Raw genomic sequence first — 25,165 nt, 5'->3', positions numbered from 1 at the left:
TGCCCGTTGTCGTACGGTGCAGCGTTCATCTCTATCTCTACCTTGTCAGGCGAAATCATATGCAGTCTCGGCGTGCTCGGCCTCGTCGATGCCGTTCGCCTCTTCCTCGTCCGTCACGCGCCAGCCCAGCGGCTTCAGAGCGAAGGCGATGACCGCGGTCACGATTGCGGTGAAGACCAATGCGAACAACGCGATGACGATCTGCACGACGAGCTGCTTGTAGTCACCACCGTAGAACAGGCCGGTCTCGGATCCGAGGAAGCCGATTCCGATGGTGCCCCACAGGCCTGCGACCAGGTGGACGCCGACAACGTCGAGCGAGTCGTCGTAGCCGAACTTGAACTTCAGTCCGACGGCGAGAGCGGACAGCACGCCGGCGATGACGCCGAGGATCATGGCTCCGACCGGGGTGAGCGCGCCGGCGGCCGGGGTGATGGCAACCAGTCCTGCGACGATGCCCGATGCGGCACCGAGGCTGGTTGCGTGTCCGTCGCGGATGCGCTCGGTGATCAGCCAGCCCGCGATGGCCGCAGCGGTGGCTGCGGTGGTGTTGACCCAGGCCACACCGGCGATACCGTCGGCGGCGAATGCCGAACCGGCGTTGAATCCGAACCAGCCGAACCACAGCAGCGCTGCGCCGAGCATGACGAACGGGAGGTTGTGCGGACGGTAGGCGACCTTGCCGAATCCGGCTCGCTTGCCGATGATGATCGCCAGGATCAGGCCGGCGATACCGGCGTTGATGTGCACGACGGTTCCACCGGCGAAGTCGATCGGTGCGACGTTGGCGACGGTGTCACCGTCGTCGTTGACCATCGTTCCGAAAATCTTTGCAGCCAAGCCCTTCTCGGAACCAGAGAGCAGTCCGCCGCCCCACACCATGTGGGCCAGCGGGAAGTACGCGAGGGTGACCCAGATTCCTGCGAAGGCGAGCCAGGTGCCGTACTTGACTCGGCCGGCGATCGAGCCGCTGATCAGGGCGACCGTGATGATGGCGAACGTGACCTGGAACGCCACGTCGATGACGTTGGCGTAACCCCACGCGCCGGCGATGTAGTTGCCGTCCGCGTCGGTGATCGAATCCTTGAGTCCGAAGAACTCGAACGGGTTGGCGAAGACACCGCCGATGTCCTGGGTGCCGTAGGACATCGACCATCCCCACAGGAAATAGATGATCGAGACGACGGCCATGGCTCCGAACGACATCATCATCATGTTCAACACGGACTTCGACTGCGACATACCGCCGTAGAAGAACGCCAAGCCCGGCGTCATCAGCAGTACCAGCGATGCTGCGATCAGCATCCACGCGGCGTTGCCGGAGTTGGCCAACATATCCTCGGGACTCACGTACACCCTCCATTCTCCTGCACACCGGTTGGCGCGCCGTTACGCAAGAAGAGTGGTTTCACGAAGTTTCATCCGTGACACTCGGGTGTTTCGGGCATGTGAACGCATGACCGAATTCTGTTGCTAAAAGGTTTCGTGCTGGCGTTTGTGCTTTTCACCCGGTTCTCGGGTCACCCGCGGAGGTCGATCAACCGAGCAATGCGTCGACGAATGCCCCCGGTTCGAACGGAGCCAGATCGTCGGCACCTTCACCGAGACCGACGAGCTTGACGGGTACCCCCAGTTCCCGCTGTACCTGAAAAACGATGCCGCCCTTCGCGGTTCCGTCGAGCTTGGTCAACACGACACCGGTGATGTCCACGATCTCGGCGAAGACGCGCGCCTGAGTCAGTCCGTTCTGGCCGACCGTCGCGTCCAGAACGAGCAGCACGTCGTCGACGTGGGCCCGCTTCTCGATGACGCGCTTGACCTTGCTCAGCTCGTCCATCAGACCGGACTTCGTGTGCAGGCGACCTGCAGTGTCGACCAACACCACGTCGACTCCGTTCTCGATTCCCTTGCTCACCGCGTCGAAGGCAACGGCGGCCGGGTCGGCGGCTTCCTTGCCGCGCACCACTTCGGCACCGACTCGCTCGGCCCAGGTCTGCAGCTGATCCGCGGCAGCAGCGCGGAACGTGTCGGCCGCACCGAGGAGCACCCGCCGGCCGTCCGCAACCAGGACGCGGGCGAGTTTGCCGGTGGTGGTGGTCTTGCCGGTGCCGTTGACTCCGACGACCAACAACACCGCAGGCGCGCCGTCGTGGGGAAGCGCGCGAATCGAACGATCGAACTCCGGATGCAATTGCGCCACCAGAATTTCCCGCAACAGTGCTCGCGCATCGGCTTCGGTACGAATACTGCGAGCTGCCATCTGCTCGCGCAGCGTGCGCATGATCTCCGACGTCGTGGCCGAGCCGATGTCGGCGATCAGCAACGTGTCCTCGACCTCTTCCCAGGAGTCCTCGTCCAGGTCTCCGCCGCCGAGCAATCCGAGCAGGGACTTGCCCACCGCGGACTGGGAACGAGCCAGACGTCCACGAAGACGGTCCAACCGACCTTCGGTCGGATCGATGGTGTCCAGTCGAGGAGCAGGAGCCTCGGCGTCCGGGGCGGGTTCCAGCACCGATGGCTCGACGGGCTCGGCCGGCTCGGTCGGCACCGCAGGCTCGGCGGGCTCGACAACCGGCACCTCGGGGTCGACGACCTCCGGCTCGTCCTGAGTGGGCGTGGGTGGCACCGACGTCGGCTCGACAGGGAAGGTCTCGACAGGCTTCGGTGCAGGCGGGACGGGCTTCGGTGCAGGCGGGACGGGCTCGGCGGTCGCAGTGCCCTGGCTGAACGAGAAACCGCTGCCCGCGGTGTAGCCACCGGATCTGTCCTTGGTGGCCGCGTCCTCGATTCGGGCGGCCTCGTCCGACTTGAGGGACACTCTCCGGCGACGGGACAGAACGAACCCGACGACGAGGACGACGAGCAGGACGGCAGCGATCGCCGCGACGATGATCCACGCTTGATTACTCACGTGACCATCCTCTCAGGTGGTCACGACCGAACGCATCGGTGGTGCGTCGCCGAAATGGACTGTCCGCTGTCCGGGTCGTGTCGATAGCATCGTCGCCATGACGTGGACCACGGTGCGCGACGCCGACCAACTGACCGCCATGTTCGGCGAACCCAGCTTTCGGGCGGCCAACAAGGATCGCCGGACCCTGCATCCACTCGACGTGCAATGGCTCACGTCCTCGCCTTTCTGCCTGATGGGAACCTCGGACGCGAGCGGGCGGTGCGACGTCTCCCCCAAGGGTGATCCGCCCGGCAGCCTGGTCCACGTCATCGACGAGGCCACGATCGCACTGGCCGAACGTCCCGGTAATCGTCGGATGGACGGCTACCGCAACATTCTCGAGAATCCGTTCGTCGGCCTGAACTTCTTCGTGCCGGGTCGCGGCGACACCCTGCGTATCAACGGTCGCGCGTCGCTGGTGACCGACGCACCGTTCTTCGACGAACTACAGGTCAAGGGCCACCGACCAATCATGTGCCTCGTCGTCGACATCGAGCAGGTGTTCCACCACTGCGCCAAGGCATTCATGCGGTCCAAGTTGTGGCAGCCGGACACGTGGGATGCGGATTCCATTCCCGATGTCGCGTCCTTGACGAAAGCGTTGATTCCGCAGGCACCCGAAACGGTCGAAGAACTCCGCGAGTACTACGGGCCCTCCTACGCCGAGCAGCTCTACCCCGAGAAGTAGAGCAGCCTCACGTCGCGGAATCGGTGTCGCTGGACACCGACACGTCCGGTTCGGTGGTCTCGACGGCGGCCTCGACTGCATCGACGGCGACGCGCTCGCGATTGAGCCGCTGCGAGATGACGGTGGTGATGCCGTCGCCGCGCATACTGACGCCGTAGAGAGCGTCGGCCACTTCCATCGTCGGCTTCTGGTGCGTGATGACGATCAGCTGCGACTTCTCACGGAGTTGCTCGAACAGACCGATGAGTCGCCGCAGGTTGGTGTCGTCCAGCGCAGCTTCGACCTCGTCCATCACGTAGAACGGCGACGGTCGAGCACGGAAGATCGCCACGAGCATTGCAACGGCAGTCAGCGACTTCTCGCCGCCCGACAGCAGCGACAGGCGCTTGACCTTCTTGCCGGGCGGCCGTGCTTCCACTTCGATTCCGGTCGTGAGCATGTCCGACGGGTCGGTCAGAATCAGCCGTCCCTCGCCACCGGGGAACAGTTTGGCGAAGACACCGGTGAACTCACGCTCGACGTCCAGCCAGGCCTCGGTGAACACCTGCAGGATGCGGTCGTCCACATCTGCGACGACCCCGAGCAGATCCTTCCGTGCGGACTTGACGTCCTCGAGCTGGGTGGAGAGAAAGTTGTATCGCTCTTCCAGTGCCGCGAACTCTTCCAGAGCCAGCGGGTTCACCTTGCCGAGTGTGGCCAGATCCCGTTCGGCGCGTTTGACACGCGCCTGCTGAGTGGCGCGATCGAACGGCATCGGGGCGGGTGCCACCACCTGCTCACCGCGTTCCTTGGCCGCCTCGTACTCGGCCATTTCGAGTTCGGTCGGAGGCAGTGGGACGTCGGGGCCGTATTCCGCCACCAGATCGTCGAGCCCGATGCCGTGCTGTTCGAGAATGGTCGTCTCGAGTTGCTCGATGCGCAAGGCGGCCTGTGCGCGCGCCACCTCGTCGCGGTGCACCGCGTCGGTGATCGAGGCCAGCTGCCCCTGCAGTGCCCGAACCTGATCCTTCACCGTGTCGAGTTCGGCTGTGCGCGTTGTTCTTTCGGCCGAGAGCTCGTCGCGCCGTCGCGCGGCGGCAGCGACGACCGCCCCGAGACGAACCGCCAGTTCTTCACCCGACTCCGCCACTGCGGCAGCGACCGCGGCAGCATGACGCCGAGCCGCGCTCTCGCGTTCGGCCCTGGCTCTGGCCTCCCGCTCGGCTCGCGCCGCCCGGCGCAGCGAATCTGCCCGTCCCCGGACAGACTGCGCACGTTCCTCCGCGGTGCGCACGTTCAGCCGCGCTTCGACTTCCACGGCGCGAACCTCGGTGAGCGCGGCCGCCGCCATTTCGCGTTCCATCGTGGTGGCCGCGTCACCGCTCTCACCGTCTCCCACGAAACCGGATTGCTCGTCCTCGGCAGATCGCAGGCTGTCTTCGAGCTCGGCCAGCCGAGCGACCGCTTCCTCGCGACTCGTCTCTGCCGAGTGACGCTGCGTCGTCAACCGTGCCGACTCGGCATGAGCCGAGCGGGCCAATTGACCGAGCCTGCCCAGCTGCTCGTACACAGCTGCCATAGCGGCATCGGATTCGTTGAGAGCGGCCAGAGCCTGCTCCGCAGATTCACGTCGGTCGCGCTGTTCCGCGAGCGCACCGGAGAGCGCCGCATCGAGTTCCTCGGCCCGGCGCACGGCCGCAGCCAGCTCGACGGTCGAGGTGTCGATGGCGGATTGCACTTCGAGCGTGCTGGGCCGTCGGTCCGATCCTCCGGTCACCCACCCGGGTTCGACGACGTCGCCGTCCTTGGTCACCGCGCGCAGTCGGCCGTTGTCGGAGACGAGTCGGTGCGCGGTGTCGAGCGAGTCGACGGCGACCACGCCGTCGAGCAATGCAGTCATGGCACCGGCCAGGCGGTCCGGATAGTCGATGAGATCGAGCACCCACCTCGCGCCATCAGGAAGTTCGGGGCGCGAGAGTGGTTGCACTGCAACGGAACTGCTGTGCACGATGGCAGCGCGACCACCGTCCGCGGCGCGTAGCGCCAGGACTGCGTCGCGGGCAGCGGCGAAGGACTCGGCGTGGGCAGCGTCGGCCGCCGGTCCCATCGCGACTGCGACCGCGATCTCGTATCCCGGCTCGACCGTCAGGTGCCCGGCCAACAGTCCCGACAATCCGTCCTGTTCGTTCTCCACCAACCAGCCGGCACCGTCTTTTCGTTCGAGGCCCATCGTCAGCGCCTCGATCCTCGCTTCGAAGGACGCCACCCGCTTACCGGCGGTCCGTTCCTCGGCCTGCAATTCCGAGACACGCGCATCGGCGTGACGTAGCGCAGCCACTGCGCGCTCGTAGTGGGTGTCCAAGCTCAGTTCGCTGGCGTCGAGGGTACCGATCTGGTCCTGCACGCTCTCGAACTCGCGCTGGGCCGCCTCGCCCCGTTCACGGGCCTCGTCGATGGCCACCGACAGGCGTGCCACCTCGGCGTCGATCGATTCGACCTTGGTCCGGAAAGTATCGACCCGCCCGGACAGGCGCGCAAAGCCCTCCCTGCGATCGGCCACCGCACGCACGGCCGCCAGGTGTGCCCGTTCCGCCGCCGCAGCCGCCGACTCTCGTTCGGCCAACTGTTCGCGGGCCGCTTCGAGGGCTTCCCGCGCCATCTCCACGGCTTCGACGAGTTCCATCTCTTCTTCGGCAACCCGCTCGGCCTGTGCCTCGAGCTCGTCGGGGTCCTGCCGTCGACCTGCGCTCTGCACGGAGTCGAGGTGGCGGGCCCGCTCGTGTGCGATACGAACAGTCGCGTTGACTCGTTCGGCCAGAGCGGAAAGACGAAACCACGTCTGCCCGGCCGCTTCGGCGCTGGGCGTCAGCCGAGCCACCGCTTGCTCGTGTTCGGCTAGGGCGACGGTCCCCGCCTCGAGGGCGTCCTGCACCATCGCATACTGCTCGCGAGCCGCTTCCTCGTCCTGCGTCTGGTTGGCGAATTCTTCTCGCCTGGCCACCAAATCGTCTGCCGCCAGCCGGAGGCGAGCGTCGCGCAGGTCTGCCTGCACCGTCTGCGCTCGACGTGCGACCTCGGCCTGCCGACCCAACGGCTTGAGTTGCCGACGCAGTTCGGTCGTCAGATCGGTCAGTCGCGCGAGATTGGCCTGCATCGCGTCGAGTTTGCGGACCGCCTTTTCCTTGCGTTTGCGGTGCTTGAGAACGCCGGCAGCTTCCTCGATGAATGCTCGCCGGTCTTCCGGGCGGGATTCGAGAATCGCCGCCAATCGGCCCTGCCCGACGATCACGTGCATCTCGCGCCCGATACCGGAATCGCTCAGCAGCTCCTGGACGTCCATCAAACGGCAGGAGCTTCCGTTGATCTCGTACTCACCCGCACCATCGCGAAACATGCGGCGGGTGATCGACACCTCGGAGTAGTCGATCGGCAGCGCTCCGTCGGAGTTGTCGATCGTCAGCGTCACCTCGGCCCGACCCAGCGGCGCTCGACCCGAGGTTCCCGCGAAGATGACGTCTTCCATCTTGCCGCCGCGCAGGGCTTTGGCTCCCTGCTCGCCCATCACCCAGGTCAGAGCGTCCACGACATTCGATTTACCGGAGCCGTTCGGTCCGACGACGCAGGTGATTCCGGGCTCGAATCGAAGAGTCGTCGCCGAAGCGAAGGACTTGAAGCCCTTGAGCGTCAGACTCTTCAGATACATAGCGTCCGTACCTTACCGGCCAGGTGCCCACCCGCGCGCCCAGCCTCCGGTAGTGCAGGTCAGCGCTCGACGAAACCGCTCAGATCACCGCGGGCCGACCCCCAACTCTCGACGACGAGCGTCACCGTGCCGGGGGTTCCACCGCCGCGTAGCAGTTCGAGAAGCGCGTCGAGACGATCGCGCGGTCCCTCGGCGATCACCAGCACCCGTCCGTCGGCGTGGTTGGTCGCATGACCGACGAGACCGAGTTCGAGAGCACGCGATCGAGTCCACCACCGAAACCCGACGCCCTGCACCAGGCCGTGCACCCACGCCGTCAGACGTTCGTCGTTCATGCCGGGCTCAACTCTCGGACGGATCCGTCGAAACTCGTTGCGTACAACGCAGTCGGGTCGAATCCCACCCCGCCGAATGCGACCGCGGATGTCAGCGGCACACCTGTAGCCACGACACACGACGCCCCCGACGCCGGATCGATGCGAACAACTCGTCCCGCGAGATTCTGTGCGAGATAGACCATTCCGTCGATACCCACGGTCAGGTCGTCCGACATGGTGAAGGGTCCGAATCCGTCGAGGCGAATGCGTGAGACCGGACCTGACGGATCCTGCTCGTCGAGGACGTGCACGACGGGCTCCACATCGAATGTGTTGGCCACGTACATCTTCCCGCGTGCAATGGCAATCCCGTTGGCGGACCCCAGATCGGTACGAGTTCTCGACACCGTACCGGCGGGTGCCACGGACGACAGTCCGGGAGCAGCGCCCAGATTGCGAGTGACGAAGAAAGTGCCGTCGGCCGATTCGGCCAGTCCGTTGGGCATCGTCAGGCCCGACGCGTACGTCGAGCGATCGCCGGTATCGAGATCGAGCGCGTCGATCGTTCCGGTCGAGGAATCGAAAAGTCCTGCGGCTGCGCTGTTTCCGGTGGTGAAGTACAGGGTGTCTCCGTCCCGCACCAAGCCGCCGGGTGACTCGACGCCCGACACCAGAGTGCCCCGGTCTCCGTTCGGCGCGACGCTACGTAGAGCACCCGGTCCGATCGGCGACGTCTCGGACACGATCATCGAGCCGCGGCCGTCGAACTCCAGATTTTCGAGCATCCCGAGCCCCGACGCCACTGTGCGGACAGACCACGGAATGCACGCACTCGACGCCTGTGCAACCGGGGCCGCGGCGATCGACGCGCCGCAGAGCAACACAGCGGTGAGGATCGCCCGAGACTTCATCAGGCGTCCACGTCGATGTCCAGGTTGATCGTGGTACCGGCCTTCAAGGTCCGCCCGACCGTGCACACCTTGTCGATGGCACGCTCGACGACGGTCAGCAGACGCTGCTGCGCCTCGGGGTCCATCGCACTGAGGTCGACTCGAAGGATCTCGTTCAACTCGGGATAGAGCTCGTTTTCGCGGTCGGCGGTCCCCGACACCTCGACGGTGGCGGAGTAGTCGTCACCGAGTCGACGAGAGAGCGGGACGTCGGAGCTCATGCCCGTGCACGCCGCGAGGGCGATCTTGAGCAGCTCCCCCGGAGTGAAAACACCTTCGACCGAATCGGACCCGATGAGCACCTCGGCTCCCCGCGAACTGCGACCGGTGTATCGACGTGTGCCTGTGCGCTCGACCCAGAGGTTGGTCGGCGTGCTTTGTTCTGCCATGACCGAAATACTAGGCGGGCCGGTCAGGAGTGGAGCCTGCGGAATGACCTTCCGTAGTCAGGAGTGGAGCCTGCGGAATGACCTTCCGTAGTCAGGAGTGGAGCCTGCGGAATGACCTTGTGCAGTCAGGTCCGGAGGTGTCGCGGCCGCGGCTGACAGGTGGGACAACTGAACGACGAGCGGTTCATGAATTTCTCGCGCCGGATCGGTGCGCCGCACCTCGAACAGGGCAGTCCTTCCTGCCCGTAGGCATCGAGCGACCTGTCGAAGTAGCCGGACTGCCCGTTGACGTTGACGTAGAGCGCATCGAAGGATGTTCCGCCTTGCGCGAGGGCCTCCCCCATGACCGCGTGGACACCGGCCAGCAGACGCCGAAGCGCGGGACGCGTCACTGTTTCTGCAATTCGGTTGCCGTGGATCTTCGCGCGCCACAACGCTTCGTCTGCGTATATGTTGCCGACACCGGACAGCACGGTCTGGTCGAGCAGTGCCCGCTTGATCTCGGTGTGCTTGCCGCGCAACACGTTCACCACCGATTCGGCATCGAACAGTGGGTCGATGGGATCGCGGGCGATGTGCGCGACCGGTTCGGGTACCTGGGTTCCGTTCACCGTCACGATCGGAGCGAGTGCCCAACCGCCGAAGGTCCGTTGGTCGACGAAGCGGAGGTCGGTACCGTCGTCCAGTCGAGCTCGGATTCTCAGGTGCTTCTCGTCCGGAGCAGTGGGAGGTTGCACGAGCATCTGCCCGCTCATACCCAGGTGCACGACGGTCGCGAAATCGCCGGGTTCCATCACCAGCCACAGATACTTGCCACGCCGCTGGGCCGAGGCGATGCGCTGGCCCCGCAATTGGCCGATCAGATCGAGGCCGCCGAGGTCGTGTCGCCGCACGGCGCGAGGGTGCAGTACCTCCACCGAGCGCACCGTCTTGCCGACCACGTGGGATTCCAGGCCGAGCCGGACCACCTCGACCTCAGGCAGTTCGGGCATCAGGAAGAGTCGGATGAGGAGTCGGCAACGACGGGAGTCTCGTTGTCCGACAACGAGTTCCATGCCGTGCTGGCAGCCTTCTGCTCGGCTTCCTTCTTCGACCGGCCCACGCCGACGCCGCGCGGGAATCCGCCGACGAGCACAGTGGCCGTGAATTCTTTGTCGTGATCGGGTCCGGTGGACGAGATCTCGTACGCGGGGACACCCAGTGCACGTTCCGCGGTCAACTCCTGCAGGCTGGTCTTCCAATCCAGACCCGCACCGAGCTTGGGAGCCCGATCGAGCAGGCCTGCGAACAGCGTCAGAACCACGGTGCGGGCAACATCGATTCCGTGTTGCAGGTGGATGGCACCCAGTAAGGACTCCATGCCGTCGGCCAAGATGCTGGGCTTGTCGCGCCCGCCGGTCTGCTCTTCGCCCTTACCCAGCAACAGATGACGGCCGAGGCCGCCTTCGCCGAGTTCACGAGCCACCTCGGCGAGCGCATGCATGTTGACCACGCTCGCTCTGATCTTGGCCAGCTGACCTTCGGACTTGGTGGGGTGCACCGCGTAGAGGTGCTCGGTGACCGCCAAGCCGAGCACGGAGTCACCCAGGAACTCGAGCCGTTCGTTGGTCGGCAGACCACCGTGCTCGTAGGCGAACGATCGGTGCGTCAGAGCCAGCGTCAACAAGGGTTCGGACAGAGAAACACCGATAGCGGCGAGGAGCGACTCTCGGTCGTCCCCGCCGCTGACGGCAGTGGAGCTATTGTTCTGTGGCCCGCCGTTGTGTCGGTCCACTACTTCGTTTGTCACCTGAGCGGGAATCAGACCGCTGCGACGACCTGGCGGCCCTTGTAGGTACCGCACGAAGGGCACGCGATGTGGGGCAGCGTCTTCTCGCCGCAACCACGGTTGGGGCACGTCACGAGGGTGGGCGCAGTGGTTTTCCACTGTGCACGACGCGACCTCGTGTTGGAACGCGACATTTTGCGCTTCGGGACAGCCACTTACTTCTCCTCGGCTTCGTTGTTCACAAGTTCTGTGCTCGGTTCTGGATCCACGCCAAATTTGGCTGCAAGTCCAGCCCAGCGAGGATCAATTGTATCGTGACTGTGGCCGGATTCAGCAATCGCCAGGCGAACGCCGCATTCTGGGCACAATCCCTCGCACTCGTCACTGCAGACCGGGTGGAGTGGAAGCTCCAGACCGACCGCGTCGACGATGACGGGTTCGAGGTCTATCAGGTCGTCGACGATGCGGTGAATCTCGTCCGCATCCGTCGTCTCCTCGGTGATGCTGTTCGGGTAAGCGAACAGCTCGGTCAAGTAGACGTCGACATTGCCAGTGACCGGGTCGAGGCAACGCGTGCACTCACCGGCCGTGGCAGCTCGCACGGAGCCGGTGACGAGAACGCCCTCGGATACCGCCTGCAACTGCAGATCGAGCGAGACCGGGACACCGGCTTCGATGGCGATGGCATCGAGGCCGATTCGGGAAGGAGCCGGAACCGTCCGCTCGATGGTCTTCGTCGACCCGGGTCGACGACCGAGGTTGAGAATGTCCAGAACGAATCCTGCGTCCAGTTCGGGACGCGTCGTTCTCTTGGGCGGGGGCACGGCTGATCTTCCTTACTGTCGGTGTGCCTACTGTCAGTAAGCAACCACACAACGATACGCATCTGCGCATACGTGAGCAAATCGTGACGGGTCAGTGCCGACTACGACGCCCCTGGTCTGCACTTCCGTAGGAGGTGTCACCGTACGGTTCGCTGCCGTAGTCCGGGACCCCCGAGCCGGTGCGCAGCTGCTGCCGACCGCGACCCACCGACCGAATGGTGCCGCTGAGGAACTCCTCGAACTCTGCAAGCTTGGTATCGACGTACACGTCGCACTCGCTGCGCATCCGATCGGATTCGGCATGCGCGCTGTCGATCACCCGAGCCGACTCGGCATGGGCCGCCTGAACGACCTCCGTCTCCGAGACGAGCCGGTTCTGTTCGGCGGTGCCGTCGGCGACCGACCGCTCGTACGACGCCGTACCGGACTCGATCATCCGATCGGCCTCGGTTCGAGCGCGAACGGTCAGCGCCTCGTACTCACGCTGGCCTTCGAGAACCGTTCGCTCGGCTTCGGCTTCGGCGTCGGCCACGAGCTGGTCGGCATGTGCCGACGCTTCGGACACCATGCGATCGGCCTGGGCTTTGGCGTCGGCGAGAATGCGGTCCGCCGAGTCGCGTGCGTTCTCCACCGTGTCCTGAGCTTCGACGTTCGCACTGGTGACGGTCTTCTCCGCCGTCGCCCGCGCGTCACCCACCAGCTTGTCGCGATGGTCCAGAACGTCCTGCGCGTCGTCGAGCTCGCCGGGGATGGCGTCTCGGACGTCGTCGAGCAGTTCCAGGACATCGCCGCGAGGGACGACGCACCCGGCAGTCATCGGAACGCCGCGCGCCTCCTCGACAATGGCGACGAGCTCGTCGAGCGCCTCGAATACGCGGTACACCGGTTACCCCAATCGTCGAATCTGCCACCGTGAACGCATCTGCTCCGCAGACGACACCCACAGCTCTTCGCTGCTCAGTCTGCCCGCCGAAACGCCGGTCTGCGCTATACCCACCCGGTGTGTCGCCCTTTCGAACTACTGCGCCATCGAACTACTGGGCGGCACGCTCGGCGATACGCGACATCAACCGGTCCTGCACGAACGGCGGCAACATACCGGTGACGTCTCCCCCGAACGTGGCCACCTCCTTGACCAACGAGCTCGACAGAAAACTGTGCGCCGGATTCGCAGGGAGAAACACCGTGTCCACTCCGGTCAGCGTCCGGTTCATCTGCGCCATCTGCAACTCGTAATCGAAGTCGACAGCACTACGAAGACCTTTCACGATCGCCGAAAAGCCCTCTTGCCGTGCGTAATCGACCAGCAGGCCGTACCACGAACCGACCCGAACATTGGGCAGATGCTCCGTCGCGACCTCGAGCATCTCTATCCGCTCCTCGACAGTGAACATGCCCTTCTTGCTCTTGTTCACCATCACCGTCACCACCACCTCGTCGAAGGCGGCCGCCGCGCGCTCGAAAATATCCAGGTGGCCGACGGTCACCGGGTCGAAGGATCCAGGACACAGTGCGCCAGTCATGCCCGCGAACCTATCAGCTCGGCCAGGCCATTCCGCAGGCTCCACTCCTGACCCAACCGGTCATTCCGCAGGCTCCACTCCTGACCACTTCGGTCATTCCGCAGGCTCCACTCCTGACCCAACCGGTCATTCCGCAGGCTCCACTCCTGACCAAACCGGTCATTCCGCAGGCTCCACTCCTGACCGGATTGCGATCTCGATTCGGCTCTCGCCGTACTTCTTCGACTTCTCCGGCACGAGCCCGGTCGGCCATACGGTCTCCGGCGAACGCGACGACCGTTCCAGCACGACCACCGCATCGGCCGAGAGCCATCCCCCGCTCACGAGCCGCTCGAGGAGGCCGGCCACGGCGGTGTCGGTCACGGCGTACGGCGGATCTGCCAACACCAGGTCGTAGGCCGTGTCGGCGGCACCGGCAAGAACCGAGGCCACCGGCGCGCACCTGACCGAAGCCCCGGTCAGGCCGACCGACTCGACGTTCTTCCGTACTACCGCGGCCGCCCGCGCGTCGGACTCGACCAGCACCGCCGAGGCGGCCCCACGTGAGAGTGCTTCGAGTCCGAGCGCACCCGACCCTGCGAACAGATCCAACACCGCGGCCCCGTCGAGTTCCATCCGACTCTCGAGCGCGCTGAACAACGCCTCTCGAACCCGCTCCGACGTGGGCCGGGTACCTTGACCGGGGACCGCCAGTCGGCGACCCCCGGCAACGCCCGCGACGATCCGGGTCATTCGCTCCCGGCCTCTTCGCCCGTCGACCCCCCACCGATGACGACGAGCAGATCGCCGCCCTCCACCTGCTGAACGCCCGAAATCGCCAGACGAGTGACCGAGCCGCCCCGCGGCGCGGTGATCGCTGCCTCCATCTTCATCGCCTCGATCGTGGCGATGGTGTCGCCGGCCGAGATCTTCTGACCCTCCTCGACCGCCAGGGTGACCACCCCGGCGAACGGAGCCGGAATGTGTCCGGAGTTGGAGCGGTCTGCCTTCTCGACGGTGGGTGCTTCGCTCGCGATGGACCGATCGCGCACCGACACCGGACGTAGCTGCCCGTTGAGGATGCACATGACGGTGCGCATACCGCGTTCGTCCGGGTCGGAGATCGCTTCGAGTCCGATGAGCAGTTCGACGCCCTTCTCGAGCGTCACTCGATGCTCGTCGCCCTGACGCAGACCGTAGAAGAACTGGTTGGCCGACAACCGGGTCGTGTCGCCGTACTTCTCGCGATGAGCCTCGAGTTCTGCCGTCGGGCCAGGGAAGAGCAACCGATTGAGAGTGGTTCGGCGTTGCGCCGACGTCCCGTCGAGGTTCTTTTCGTCCTCGTCGGTCAACGGCGTCACCGGCTTGCCCGCACCTCGGCCTTCGAGCGCCTTGGTGCGCAGCGGCTCGGGCCAGCCGCCGGCGGGTGTTCCCAGATCGCCGCGTAGGAACCCGACAACGGAATCGGGAATGTCGTACCGGCTGGGGTCCTCGGCGAATTCCTCGGCGGACGCATTCGCACCGACGAGCGCAAGAGCCAGATCGCCGACCACCTTCGAGCTCGGCGTCACCTTGGTCAAACGACCCAACATACGGTCGGCCGCAGCGTAATTGGCTTCGACCGTCTCGAAGCGATCACCGAGACCGAGCGAGATCGCTTGTTGCCGTAGGTTCGACAACTGGCCGCCCGGAATCTCGTGGGTGTACACGCGACCTGTCGGTGCCGGCAGCCCGGACTCGAAGGGCGCGTACACCTTTCGTACGGCCTCCCAGTACGGCTCGAGATCGCAGACGGCCTGCAGGTCGAGACCGGTGTCGCGTTCGGTGTGCGCGGCCGCGGCGACGATCGCCGACAGTGCCGGCTGACTGGTGGTTCCCGCCATCGCGGCACAGGCACCGTCGACCGCGTCGGCTCCGGCTTCCCAGGCTGCAAGATAAGTCGCGAGCTGGCCGCCGGGAGTGTCGTGGGTGTGCACGTGGACCGGTAGGTCGAAATTGGACCGCAACGCCGTCACCAAGGTCTTGGCCGCGGGGGCCCGCAACAGACCGGCCATGTCCTTGATGGCCAACACGTGCGCACCGGCCTCGACGATCTGCTCGGCCAACTTCAGGTAGTAGTCGAGTGTGTACAGGTTCTCGTTCGGATTCGACAGGTCGCCGGTGTAGCTCAATGCCACTTCGGCGATGGCCGTACCGGTCTCGCGCACTGCGTCGATCGCCGGGCGCATCTGATCGACGTTGTTGAGCGCGTCGAAGATACGGAAGATGTCGATCCCGGTGTCGGTGGCCTCGGCAACGAAGCTACGGGTGACCTTCTCCGGGTACGGGGTGTACCCGACGGTGTTCCTGCCGCGCAGCAACATCTGAATCGCGATGTTGGGCACGGCTTCTCGTAGGCTCGCCAACCGCTCCCATGGATCCTCGTGCAGGAAGCGCAACGCCACGTCGTACGTTGCCCCTCCCCAGGCCTCGATCGAGAGCAACTCCGGCGTCGTTCGCGCCACGTACGGCGCTACGCCGAGCAGACCACTGGTGCGCACTCGCGTTGCCAACAACGATTGGTGGGCGTCACGGAACGTGGTGTCGGTGACACCGAGCGCCTTCTGATTGCGCAGATCCCGGGCGAACCCCTCCGGCCCGAGGGCCAGCAGCCGTTGCCGGGAGCCGTCGGGGATGGGTGCCGAGAAGTCGACCTCGGGCAGCTTGTCGTGCGGGTACACCGGCGAGGGACGTTCCCCGTGCGGTTTGTTGACCGTTACGTCGGCCAGGTAGGTGAGGATCTTGGTGCCACGGTCACCCGAGGAACGCGACGTCAGCAATTCCGGACGCTCCTCGATGAAGGAGGTGGTGACGCGTCCTGCGGTGAAATCGGGGTCGACCAGAACCGCTTGCAGGAACGGGATGTTCGTCGCAACGCCGCGAATTCTGAACTCCGCCACTGCACGTCGGGCACGCGCCACGGCAGTGTCGAAGTCGCGGCCACGACAGGTGAGCTTGACGAGCATCGAGTCGAAGTAGGCGCCGACCTCGGCACCCAACGTCGTGCCACCGTCGAGGCGCACGCCGGCACCGCCCGGGGTGCGGTAGGCAGTGATGCGGCCGACGTCGGGCCGGAATCCGTTGGCGGGATCCTCGGTGGTGATGCGGCATTGCAACGCCGCGCCGCGCAGCACGATGTTCTCCTGCTGCAATCCCAGGTCCGCCAACGTCTCGCCGGAGGCGATACGCAACTGCGACTGCACCAGGTCCACATCGGTCACCTCTTCGGTGACGGTGTGCTCCACCTGAATTCGAGGATTCATCTCGATGAAGACGTGATTGCCACGCGTATCGAGCAGGAATTCGACGGTTCCGGCGCAGGAGTAGCCGATCTGCTTGGCGAACGCCACGGCGTCGGCGCAGATCTTCTCGCGTAGTTCCTGAGGCAGGTTGGGGGCCGGTGCCAGCTCGATCACCTTCTGGTGTCGCCGTTGCACACTGCAGTCGCGCTCGAAGAGATGGACGACGTTGCCTTGGCCGTCGGCAAGAATCTGTACCTCGATGTGACGGGGGTCGATCACTGCCTGCTCGAGGAACACCGTCGGATCGCCGAAGGCCGACTCCGCTTCGCGCGCAGCAGCTTCGATGGACTCACGTAGTTGCGCAGGCTCGGCCACCCGACGCATTCCGCGACCACCGCCGCCTGCCACGGCCTTGACGAACAGCGGGAATGTCATCGATTCGGATGCCGCGACCAATTCGTCGATATCGGCGGAGGGCTCAGAGGACGCCAGCACCGGTAGCCCCGCGGCCTTGGCAGCGGCGATCGCACGCGCCTTGTTGCCGGTCAGTTCGAGGACATCGGCGGAGGGGCCGACGAACGTGATGCCCGCCTCCACACACGCTGCCGCGAGATCCGGGTTCTCGGAAAGGAATCCGTAACCGGGGTACACAGCATCGGCACCGCTGCGCTTGGCGGCGGCGACGATCTCGTCGACCGAGAGATACGCCCGAACGGGATGACCCTTCTCCCCGATCTGATAGGCCTCGTCGGCCTTCGTTCGGTGCACCGAGTTGCGATCCTCGAACGGGAACACTGCCACCGTCGAGGCACCGAGTTCATAGGACGCACGGAAGGCGCGGATAGCAATCTCGCCGCGGTTGGCAACCAAAACTTTGGAGAACATTGGCTCAACTTACCCGGCAGCAGGAGCCCCGGAGGTGTACCGATCCCACGATGCGGGAACTTTGTTCAATTCCGGCTACTGAAACGGTGCAGTGCGGACTGCGACGGTGTCACGACTTGTCGAGGTAGTCGATTCTGTCGGATCGCCACGCCGACCGCATCATCGACGCGATGCCGGGATTGTCGGCGAGAGACGGGTCCCGCGCGAACAACGACCGTGCACAATCCTGGGCGTCGGAAATGATGTCCTCGTCGTCGATGAACGAGAGCAGCCGCAGTCCGGTCACGGTGCCCGATTGCGCGGCTCCCAGCACATCGCCTTCTCGGCGGGTCGCCAGGTCCAACTTCGCGAGCTCGAACCCGTCGTTGGTGGCAGCCACAGCCTCGAGCCGAGCGAACGACCCACCGCCCGGGCTGAGCCAGCTGATCATGATGCACAGCCCCTGATGCCCGCCGCGGCCGATTCGGCCGCGCAGCTGATGGAGCTGGCTGACGCCGAAGCGGTCGGCGTCCATGATCACCATCACCGTGGCGTTGGGTACGTCCACCCCCACCTCGACCACCGTCGTGCAGACGAGCACGTCGATCTCACCCGAGTTGAATTCCGACATGGTGATGTCCTTGTCGTCGCCGGACAGTCGCCCGTGCAGCAGCCCCACCCGGAGATCGGCCATCGGTCCGGCGGAGAGCGTCTCGTAAAGGTCCACTGCGGCAGTGGTCTCCGGCCCGTCCTCCACTTTCGGCGCAGCCTTCTTCGCCGCTCCGCTCTTCTTGCCCGTGTCCGCATCCTCGCCGTCACCGATACGAGAGCAGACCACGTAGGCCTGCCGGCCCGCCGCGACCTCCTCGCGAATCCGTTGCCAGGCTCTATCCACCCATCCCGGTTTGGTTCTGGCCGGGACGACGTTGCTGACGATCGGCGATCTGCCGCGCGGAAGCTCCGCGAGTACCGACGTTTCCAGGTCCCCCAGTGTCGACATCGCGATCGTGCGCGGGATCGGCGTTGCCGTCATCACGAGCAGGTGCGGACTGGAGTTTCCACGAGCCTTGGCGCGCAGGGCATCTCGCTGCTCCACACCGAATCTGTGCTGTTCGTCCACGACGACCATCGCGAGGTCGAGAAACTCGACCCGATCCTCGATGAGCGCATGGGTGCCGATGACGATCCCGGCATCACCCGTCACAGCATCGAGCAGGGCCGACCGCTTGGCCGCAGTGGACATCGAACCCGTCAGCAGAGCCACCTTGGTGGCCAGCTCGTGCGATCCCAACTCGCCACCGGCGGCCAGCGTGCCGAGCATCGATCGAATCGATCGCGCGTGTTGGGAGGCAAGCACTTCCGTCGGTGCCAACAGTGCGCACTGGTGTCCGGCGTCGATCACCTGCAGCATGGCACGCAACGCGACGATGGTCTTGCCCGAGCCGACCTCCCCCTGCAACAGTCGCGACATCGGATGCGGACCCGACAGGTCGTTGGCGATCTCCGCAGCAACCTGGTGCTGACCGGCCGTCAACTCGAACGGCAGCCGGCGATCGAACTCCGCCGCAATTCCGTCGGTGATCGGTGGGCACCGAGCGGCTACCCGGTCGGACGCGTCGCGTCGTCGGTCCGCGAGTACCAATTGAACAGCCAATGCCTCGTCGAACTTCAATCGTTCCCGGGCGGCATCCTTGTCCGCCGCGGTATCGGGAAAGTGGACCGAGCGCAGCGCGGTGTCGATGTCGATGAGGCCACGTTCGCGGCGAACCGATTCCGGTAGCGGATCGATCACGTCGTCGAGCTGGTCGAGTACCTGCCGGACGCAGCGCATGAATGTCCAGCTCTCGACATCTTTCGCTGCGGGATATATCGGTACGAAGGCGCGGTCGAACACCGACATGTCGACGGCTCCGGACGAATCGACCGAGCCGCGCGCCAGGCCGGCCAGCGTGCCACCGCCGACGATACGACCCGCGGGGACGATGGCCCCGTCGTTGTCGTCGCCCCCGAGGATCACGTAACTGGGATGTGTGAGGTTCCACCGACGACCGAAATACTTGACCTTGCCCGAGAACATGCCTCGACGACCGGGTACTACCACGTGTTTGAGCTTGTGCGGGCTGAAGAACGTGGCTTCGATCCGCTGCCCGTCGGCCGCAAGGGTGACGGCGAGGAACTGACCGTTTCGGTTCTTCATCGAACGCAGGGTGGCCGATTCCACGGTGGCGACGATGGTGATGTGTTCACCCTCGGGGGGTTCTTTCTCACCGAGCTCGGAACCGTGCGTCATGTAGCGATGCGGGTAGTGCCGCAGCAGGTCTTCGACGGTGTGGATGCCGAACACCTCGGCCAGCGGTGCTGCAGCCGCCGCTCCGAGGACGTCGTCGAGCCGATCCACCAGCGTTGCCATAGTTCCGAGATTCCCTATTCCACTCCGAATTGCACGAGATCCCCGGGCTGGCCGCCCGGGTAGACCACCACGTCGACGCCGGGATGGGTACCCGCCATGTAGTCGGCGAGCCGATCGCCGATATCCGCGGGAGCAAGCGCCCCGAGCAGCACCGTCACCATCTCTCCGCCGGAGGCCAGAAGCTGGTCCAACAATCGACACCCGGCATCGAGTGGCCGCTCGGCAACGATCACCACTTCATGCCCAGCCAGACCGATGCAGTCACCCGGCTCGCACATGCCCACCCATGTCAGCGCGCGTTGCTGCGCGATGCGCAACAAACCCCACCTCGTTCCTGCCGCAGCCTCGGACATCGCGAATGCATCGTCGACCGCTGCTCTGGCTGCGTCGTGCACCGCGAGCGCAGCCAAACCCTGCACCATCGCCGAGCACGGCAACATCGACACGTCCTTACCGTCCGCCCTGGCCGCGGCACCGACGGCAACGAGCTCTTGAGCGGACAGCGCCCCGTTGGGCAGCACCAGTACCTCGCGGTGCTTCATGCCCACGATGGCGCGATGCAACACCGACGAATCGATGGGCTCGTCGCATCGCACCACCGTCGCACCTTCCTGTACGTAGAGGGCCGCGGCACCGTCACCGGCGACCAGGGCCAAAATATCGCGACCCACCGACATCACCTCGGGCTCGTGCTCACCGACGTTCGCGTCGACGGCGTACTCGGCCAGTCCGAAACACGAGATGCGCACTCCTCGAATACTTCCCGCCGCGATCCCACACTCGACGGCACCGCCCGGGTCGGTAGTGTGCACATGAGCGGAGTACGCCCCGGAGCCGTCTCCGGCGACCACGACCGAATCGCCGAGATCCGACAGCGCTTCACTCAGCGCTGTCGCGCGGGTGTCGTCGATGCCGTGGACGACGTAGAGAACCTCGTAGCCGAGTGGCCGGGTCTGCGAGCGAGTCGCCGCCGCGTCGCAAGCTCCTGGTGCGCTCGAAACACCGTCCTCGTTCACCCGTTCGTGGTCCTGAGGACGGCGGTAGCGCCGCCTCGGCGGGGTGCGACCGGTCACGACCTCGACCAACGCGTCGAAGATCACCGACAACCCCAGCGCCCCCGCATCCACGACGCCCGCCTCTCGCAAGGGTGCGAGCTGGTCCGTCGTGCGATCGAGAGCGCGAGCGGTGGCCTCGGCGATATCGACCACCAGCGTGGCCAGATCGACGTTCGCGTCGTGGGAAGCGGCCTCGCGGGCAGCGGCTTCGAGCACCGTGAGCATGGTGCCTTCGGCGGGGACGCTGACCGCGCCCGCCACCAGAACTCGCGCACGTCGCAACATGGCCTGTATCGACACGGTGTCGAGCGGACCGTCGGCTGCGGCCTCACCCACCGCGCGCAGGAGTTGCGAGACGATGACCCCGGAATTCCCTCGCGCACCCGATACGGCTCCCACCGCCAGCGCCCGTCCGATCGCACCCGCGCCTGCGGCCGGCCCGGCACTGCGCATGGACTCGACCGCAGCCCGGAACGTGAACATCAGGTTGGTGCCGGTATCGGAGTCCGGAATGGGGAAAACGTTGAGTGCATCGATCTCGTCACATCGAGCAGTGAGGGAATCCACACAGCGATAGGCCCACCGGCGCAGGCCCGAGGCATCGATCGATGCGAGTACGTCGACCACCTCGAGCGCCTCCCCTGCGTTCCGTCCGTACCTGCGCGCGGGCCCGACGATGCCGGCCGCGGACAGTCCCCGAAGCTTAGTCGGGCAGAATCGTCAGCGCGGCGCGCGTGAGCCGGTACACCTCGTCTGCGGTGGCGGTTTGGTGATTGGGTGGGACGCCGCTATTCTTGCAGGGTTGCCTCGAGGCGATCTTCACGCATTGCAATCCTTGCATCTGCTCGTAGTTCGTTTCGATGTCTTCGACCACATGTAACGCTCAACATCTAACAAGGAGTTCGCGACTATGGCTGCCGTCTGCGACGTATGCGCCAAGGGGCCCGGCTTCGGTAAGTCGGTCTCGCACTCGCACCGACGGACCAACCGTCGTTGGAACCCGAACATTCAGACCGTTCACGCTCAGGTTGCGCCTGGCAACTCCAAGCGCATGAACGTGTGCACCTCCTGCTTGAAGGCAGGCAAGGTGGTTCGGGGCTGATTTCGGCCCCGCTCTTCGATTTCCTCCACGGCCTCGACCGCGTGCGAGAACTGTGCCCCGCATCCACCCGGATGCGGGGCACAGTTGTCTGTCGATCTCCCTACACATTCGGGCAAACAGTAGGACGTCCGATAGAGTCCCGAACGTGACACATTCGGAGAGCGAAAATTCGAGCAAGGTCAGCATCGAGGACGGGGTGCTGCGCATTGTCGTCGCCACCGAGGCGGGCGGTTCCTCACTCGACATGGACGGTATCGCCTCGGGAACGCAGGCACTGCACGCCGTGAACACCGGTGCCACGTCGGTAGGAAGCATCCTGCTCATCGGCCGCGGGCCGAACTTCTGCGCGGGCGGCAACGTGCGGGACTTCGCCGGTGCGGCCGATCGCGGTGCCTTCGTCGGGTCCGTCGCAGACACGTTCCATGCGTTTGTTCGTGAACTCGCCGCTGTCACCGTCCCCATCGTCGCCGGTGTACACGGCTGGGCGGCCGGTGCAGGCATGAGTCTGGTGTGTCTCACCGATATCGCCATCGGCGGACCGTCGACCAAGCTTCGACCGGCATACCCCGCCATCGGCTTCACGCCGGACGGTGGCATGTCCTGGACCTTGCCCCGCATCGTCGGATCCGGCCACGCTATGGACATCCTGTTGAACGATTCGATTCTCAACGGTGAGGATGCGGTGCGCCTCGGAATCCTCAGCCGACTGGTGGGCGACGACTTCGTCGACAGCGAGGCGGAACGACTGGCCCGAACCCTCGCCGTCGGACCCACCTCGGCGTATCAGGGAATCAAGAAGCTGCTCGCAGCGTCCGACACCGCGACTCTGGCACAGCAATTGGATGCCGAGGCCGCCTCGATCTCGGCGGCCGCAGTCTCACCTGCAGGAGTGGAAGGTGTCGACGCATTCGTCGAGAAGCGTCGTCCCGACTTTTCCTGAGCCGGTCACGGCAACGTCCAGTCGATCGGTTCGTCCCCGCCCTCGACCAACAATTCGTTCGCGCGACTGAAGGGCTTGGAGCCGAAGAATCCACGTGACGCGGACAGCGGTGACGGATGGGCCGACTCGATGTACGGCACCGATCCCAGCATGGGTTTGAGCGTCGCCGCGTCACGGCCCCAGAGAATCGCCACCAGGCCAGGAGCCCGGGAATCTTCGGCTCTGGCGACAAGAGCGCGAATTGCCTGCTCCGTCACTGCTTCCCAGCCCTTCTTGCGGTGCGACGCGGCCGCGGACGGTTCGACCGTGAGCACTCGGTTGAGCAGCATCACACCCTGCTCCGCCCACGGCGTGAGATCACCGTTGCTGGGTGTCGGCAGACCGAGATCGTCCGAGTATTCCTTGAAGATGTTGCCCAGACTGCGTGGAACGGGACGCACATCGGGGGCGACCGAAAAGCTCAGCCCCACTGCATGACCCGGTGTCGGGTACGGGTCCTGACCGACGATCAGCACCCGAACCCGGTCGAACGGGTACCGAAAAGCACGCAGAACGTTCTCACCGGCCGGGAGGTAGTGCTTGCCAGCGGCGAGCTCGGCACGCAGAAAGTCGCCCATAGCAGCAACATTCGCCTCGACCGGAGCCAAGGCACGAGCCCAACCCGGATCGACGCTCTCGGCGAGCGGGCGGGCCGTCACCGGTCGATCCGACGCAGCGCGTCGCGGTAGTACGCGGCGTTCGCGGAGTACATCTGCACGTTGATGTCCACGTGTCCTTCCGGAACCTCGAAGCCCTCACGAACTTTGGCCGGCACTCCGAGCGCCATGCTGCGTTCGGGAACGACGAACTTGAACGGCACCACCGCACCCGCACCCACGATGGAGCCGGCCCCGATCCTCGAGCCGTTGAGCACTACGGACCCCGATGCGATGAGGCAGTTGTCTCCGATGATCGCACCTTCGACGTGCGCGTTGTGACCGAGAACGCAACCGGAACCGATCACGGTCGCGTCGATGGGGGTGCAGTGAATGACGGTTCCGTCCTGGATGTTGGTGCCCGCACCGATGGAGATCGTGCCGTAATCGGCTCGGAGCACCGCCGTCGGCCACACCGACGAGCCGGCCGCCAAGGTCACCGCTCCGATGACGACAGCATCGGGATGGACATAGGCGTCGGGGTGAATATCGGGTTCGCGGTCGCCGAGCGCGTAGATAGCCATCCTTGCAACTTAGCCGACTCCATCGACCCGGCCGGAGCTCACTCTCGGTCGAAGCTCGACCAACCGGATCTGCCCACGCGATGGTGCCCGGCGACGGTGACGCGACCATCGGTCGCGGTGGACGCCGGCTCGACGCGGCCGATCACGATCCACCCCGACGGAACGGTATCGAGGCCGGGGAACGTGCCGACGAGAGCATGGTCTTCGCCGCCGGTGAGAACCCACTCGAGTGGATCTGCCCCCAACAGCTCTGCGGCCGAACGGACTTCGTCGGCAATCGGAACGAGTTCGGGTTCCAGAGCCATCGATACGTCGGATGCGTCGGCGATATGACCCAGGTCTGCCGACAACCCGTCGGACACGTCGGTGAGCGCTGTCGCGCCTGCCTCGGCGGCCTCGATACCGGCACGGTACGGCGGGGCGGGCACGCGATGCGCATCGAGAACCGCGTCGTGCCCGGTGCAGTCCCCGCCCGCGAGCAGCAGAGCGAGTCCGGCCGCGGACCACCCGAGCCGCCCCGCGAACGCGATCACATCACCGACCTGCGCACCCGACCGCAATACGGGCGCCCTGCCTTGCAGGTCACCGAGCGCCGTGATCGAGATCACCAGCTGAGCCGATTGCACCACATCACCGCCGACGATCGCCGAACCGGCAACCAACGCCTCGCGCCACATGCCCTCGTTCAGACCGTCCGTCACGCTCACCGGCGTGTCCGCCGGGCAGCCGAGACCCACCAGAAATGCCGAGCACTGCCCACCCATCGCGGCTATGTCTGCGCCGTTCTGTGCGATCGCCTTTCGGCCGATCTCCACCGGAGTCGACCAATCGAGCCGAAAGTGTCTGCCGTGCACCAACATATCGGTCGTCGCGGCCACCCTGCCGTCGGATGCACTGACGACGGCAGCGTCGTCGCCGGGGCCGACGATGGTCGACGTCGGTTGCACTCGATCGGCGACGGCCCGGGCTATGACGTCGAACTCGCCGATCTGGGCCACCGTCGGTTCGGCGGCGGTGGTCCCCGAAGGGCCGGTGTCGTCGATGATGTTCCTCCCTCAGAGCGCAATTCGGACGTCGGTCTCCCGCGAAACCGGCACCGCGCCTGCGGTACCTTTAGCGGTGCCCGGGCCCGGTCCGGCGCAGCAGGTTTCGTGCTGTGAGTACGCAACCGACTCAACGTACAGTCGACTCAACTTACAGTCGATCTTCCCAGCAAGGAAA

22 protein-coding genes are annotated in these 25,165 nt (G+C 65.3%); 3 read left to right on the top strand and 19 right to left on the bottom strand.

All coding sequences use genetic code 11. The annotated features are described in order from the left end of the window. Positions 1-45: 45 nt before the first annotated feature. The gene (locus E4P29_RS09045) at positions 46-1,335 is read right to left on the bottom strand and encodes an ammonium transporter (RefSeq protein ID WP_167735435.1); all 1,290 of its coding nucleotides are present in this window, start codon (positions 1,333-1,335) and stop codon (positions 46-48) included. 202 nt (positions 1,336-1,537) lie between these two features. Beyond that, positions 1,538-2,911: a signal recognition particle-docking protein FtsY gene (gene ftsY, locus E4P29_RS09040; protein WP_135043935.1), complete on the bottom strand. Its 1,374-nt coding sequence runs from the start codon at positions 2,909-2,911 to the stop codon at positions 1,538-1,540. A gap of 97 nt (positions 2,912-3,008) precedes the next feature. Between ftsY and E4P29_RS09035 the strand changes: the two genes are divergently transcribed. Continuing rightward, positions 3,009-3,641 carry an MSMEG_1061 family FMN-dependent PPOX-type flavoprotein gene (locus E4P29_RS09035; protein WP_135043933.1) on the top strand — a complete coding sequence of 211 codons (633 nt, stop codon included), beginning with the start codon at positions 3,009-3,011 and terminating at the stop codon, positions 3,639-3,641. A gap of 7 nt (positions 3,642-3,648) precedes the next feature. On the opposite strand, the gene smc is transcribed toward E4P29_RS09035, so the two are convergent. The 14 genes from smc to E4P29_RS08960 form a co-directional block, all read right to left on the bottom strand. Beyond that, positions 3,649-7,323 carry a chromosome segregation protein SMC gene (smc, locus tag E4P29_RS09030; RefSeq protein ID WP_245154232.1) on the bottom strand — a complete coding sequence of 1,225 codons (3,675 nt, stop codon included), beginning with the start codon at positions 7,321-7,323 and terminating at the stop codon, positions 3,649-3,651. Between the two features lie 59 nt (positions 7,324-7,382). After that, positions 7,383-7,658 (bottom strand): acylphosphatase, encoded by a 276-nt coding sequence (locus E4P29_RS09025; protein ID WP_027496676.1) that lies wholly within the window; start codon positions 7,656-7,658, stop codon positions 7,383-7,385. Then, positions 7,655-8,551, bottom strand: coding sequence for an SMP-30/gluconolactonase/LRE family protein (locus tag E4P29_RS09020; protein WP_135043931.1), 897 nt, complete (start codon positions 8,549-8,551; stop codon positions 7,655-7,657). Before E4P29_RS09020 ends, E4P29_RS09025 begins: the two co-directional genes overlap by 4 nt. Further along, entirely contained in the window at positions 8,551-8,979 is a 429-nt protein-coding gene (locus E4P29_RS09015) for an OsmC family protein (protein ID WP_135043929.1), read from the bottom strand. Before E4P29_RS09015 ends, E4P29_RS09020 begins: the two co-directional genes overlap by 1 nt. 125 nt (positions 8,980-9,104) lie before the next feature. Continuing rightward, positions 9,105-9,971 (bottom strand): bifunctional DNA-formamidopyrimidine glycosylase/DNA-(apurinic or apyrimidinic site) lyase, encoded by an 867-nt coding sequence (gene mutM, locus E4P29_RS09010; RefSeq protein ID WP_135043927.1) that lies wholly within the window; start codon positions 9,969-9,971, stop codon positions 9,105-9,107. Then, positions 9,971-10,768, bottom strand: a complete 798-nt coding sequence (gene rnc, locus E4P29_RS09005; protein ID WP_245154231.1) for a ribonuclease III — start codon at positions 10,766-10,768, stop codon at positions 9,971-9,973. Before rnc ends, mutM begins: the two co-directional genes overlap by 1 nt. Before the next feature lie 11 nt (positions 10,769-10,779). Beyond that, positions 10,780-10,962, bottom strand: a complete 183-nt coding sequence (rpmF, locus tag E4P29_RS09000; RefSeq protein WP_032397784.1) for a 50S ribosomal protein L32 — start codon at positions 10,960-10,962, stop codon at positions 10,780-10,782. Beyond that, entirely contained in the window at positions 10,963-11,571 is a 609-nt protein-coding gene (locus E4P29_RS08995; protein WP_027496671.1) for a DUF177 domain-containing protein, read from the bottom strand. It lies immediately after the preceding gene. Between the two features lie 91 nt (positions 11,572-11,662). After that, a complete protein-coding gene (locus tag E4P29_RS08990; protein WP_135043925.1) occupies positions 11,663-12,454 on the bottom strand; it encodes a DivIVA domain-containing protein in 792 nt (263 codons plus the stop codon). A 151-nt stretch (positions 12,455-12,605) separates the two neighbouring features. Next, positions 12,606-13,094: a pantetheine-phosphate adenylyltransferase gene (gene coaD / locus E4P29_RS08985; RefSeq protein ID WP_135043923.1), complete on the bottom strand. Its 489-nt coding sequence runs from the start codon at positions 13,092-13,094 to the stop codon at positions 12,606-12,608. 159 nt (positions 13,095-13,253) lie between these two features. Continuing rightward, complete coding sequence (gene rsmD / locus E4P29_RS08975; protein ID WP_135043921.1) at positions 13,254-13,826, bottom strand: 16S rRNA (guanine(966)-N(2))-methyltransferase RsmD; 573 nt, start codon at positions 13,824-13,826, stop codon at positions 13,254-13,256. After that, on the bottom strand, positions 13,823-17,239 hold the full coding sequence (locus E4P29_RS08970) for a pyruvate carboxylase (RefSeq protein ID WP_135043919.1): 3,417 nt from the start codon (positions 17,237-17,239) through the stop codon (positions 13,823-13,825). Before E4P29_RS08970 ends, rsmD begins: the two co-directional genes overlap by 4 nt. 109 nt (positions 17,240-17,348) lie before the next feature. Further along, the gene (gene recG / locus E4P29_RS08965) at positions 17,349-19,628 is read right to left on the bottom strand and encodes an ATP-dependent DNA helicase RecG (RefSeq protein WP_135043917.1); all 2,280 of its coding nucleotides are present in this window, start codon (positions 19,626-19,628) and stop codon (positions 17,349-17,351) included. A 14-nt stretch (positions 19,629-19,642) separates the two neighbouring features. Continuing rightward, positions 19,643-21,310, bottom strand: coding sequence for a DAK2 domain-containing protein (locus E4P29_RS08960; RefSeq protein ID WP_135043915.1), 1,668 nt, complete (start codon positions 21,308-21,310; stop codon positions 19,643-19,645). 283 nt (positions 21,311-21,593) lie between these two features. On the opposite strand from E4P29_RS08960, the gene rpmB reads away from it, so the two are divergent. Together rpmB and E4P29_RS08950 are read left to right on the top strand one after the other, a co-directional pair. Continuing rightward, complete coding sequence (gene rpmB, locus E4P29_RS08955; protein WP_008717389.1) at positions 21,594-21,785, top strand: 50S ribosomal protein L28; 192 nt, start codon at positions 21,594-21,596, stop codon at positions 21,783-21,785. 145 nt (positions 21,786-21,930) lie between these two features. Then, entirely contained in the window at positions 21,931-22,725 is a 795-nt protein-coding gene (locus E4P29_RS08950) for an enoyl-CoA hydratase-related protein (RefSeq protein ID WP_135043908.1), read from the top strand. Between the two features lie 5 nt (positions 22,726-22,730). Here E4P29_RS08950 and E4P29_RS08945 read toward each other — a convergent pair whose 3' ends face one another. The 3 genes from E4P29_RS08945 to E4P29_RS08935 are packed head-to-tail and all read right to left on the bottom strand — an operon-like array spanning position 22,731 to position 24,987. Beyond that, positions 22,731-23,423 carry a uracil-DNA glycosylase gene (locus E4P29_RS08945; protein WP_135043906.1) on the bottom strand — a complete coding sequence of 231 codons (693 nt, stop codon included), beginning with the start codon at positions 23,421-23,423 and terminating at the stop codon, positions 22,731-22,733. Further along, a complete protein-coding gene (locus E4P29_RS08940) occupies positions 23,420-23,944 on the bottom strand; it encodes a gamma carbonic anhydrase family protein (RefSeq protein WP_135043904.1) in 525 nt (174 codons plus the stop codon). Before E4P29_RS08940 ends, E4P29_RS08945 begins: the two co-directional genes overlap by 4 nt. Positions 23,945-23,982: 38 nt before the next feature. Continuing rightward, positions 23,983-24,987: a thiamine-phosphate kinase gene (locus tag E4P29_RS08935; protein WP_348539763.1), complete on the bottom strand. Its 1,005-nt coding sequence runs from the start codon at positions 24,985-24,987 to the stop codon at positions 23,983-23,985. Positions 24,988-25,165 lie beyond the last annotated feature (178 nt).

Origin of the sequence: Rhodococcus sp. 1R11, assembly GCF_004563845.1 — a bacterium.
In the GTDB taxonomy this organism is placed as follows: domain Bacteria; phylum Actinomycetota; class Actinomycetes; order Mycobacteriales; family Mycobacteriaceae; genus Rhodococcoides.
Note: the sequence above shows the minus strand (reverse complement) of the source record. Positions and strands in the feature narration are given on the sequence as shown.

Coding starts and splice junctions, on each gene's coding strand:
- E4P29_RS09045 (WP_167735435.1), bottom strand. CDS start 1,335: ATGTTGGCCAACTCCGGCAACGCCGCGTGGATGCTGATCGCAGCATCG.
- E4P29_RS09035 (WP_135043933.1), top strand. CDS start 3,009: ATGACGTGGACCACGGTGCGCGACGCCGACCAACTGACCGCCATGTTC.
- smc (WP_245154232.1), bottom strand. CDS start 7,323: ATGTATCTGAAGAGTCTGACGCTCAAGGGCTTCAAGTCCTTCGCTTCG.
- E4P29_RS09025 (WP_027496676.1), bottom strand. CDS start 7,658: ATGAACGACGAACGTCTGACGGCGTGGGTGCACGGCCTGGTGCAGGGC.
- E4P29_RS09020 (WP_135043931.1), bottom strand. CDS start 8,551: ATGAAGTCTCGGGCGATCCTCACCGCTGTGTTGCTCTGCGGCGCGTCG.
- E4P29_RS09015 (WP_135043929.1), bottom strand. CDS start 8,979: ATGGCAGAACAAAGCACGCCGACCAACCTCTGGGTCGAGCGCACAGGC.
- mutM (WP_135043927.1), bottom strand. CDS start 9,971: ATGCCCGAACTGCCTGAGGTCGAGGTGGTCCGGCTCGGCCTGGAATCC.
- coaD (WP_135043923.1), bottom strand. CDS start 13,094: ATGACTGGCGCACTGTGTCCTGGATCCTTCGACCCGGTGACCGTCGGC.
- rsmD (WP_135043921.1), bottom strand. CDS start 13,826: ATGACCCGGATCGTCGCGGGCGTTGCCGGGGGTCGCCGACTGGCGGTC.
- E4P29_RS08970 (WP_135043919.1), bottom strand. CDS start 17,239: ATGTTCTCCAAAGTTTTGGTTGCCAACCGCGGCGAGATTGCTATCCGC.
- recG (WP_135043917.1), bottom strand. CDS start 19,628: ATGGCAACGCTGGTGGATCGGCTCGACGACGTCCTCGGAGCGGCGGCT.
- rpmB (WP_008717389.1), top strand. CDS start 21,594: ATGGCTGCCGTCTGCGACGTATGCGCCAAGGGGCCCGGCTTCGGTAAG.
- E4P29_RS08940 (WP_135043904.1), bottom strand. CDS start 23,944: ATGGCTATCTACGCGCTCGGCGACCGCGAACCCGATATTCACCCCGAC.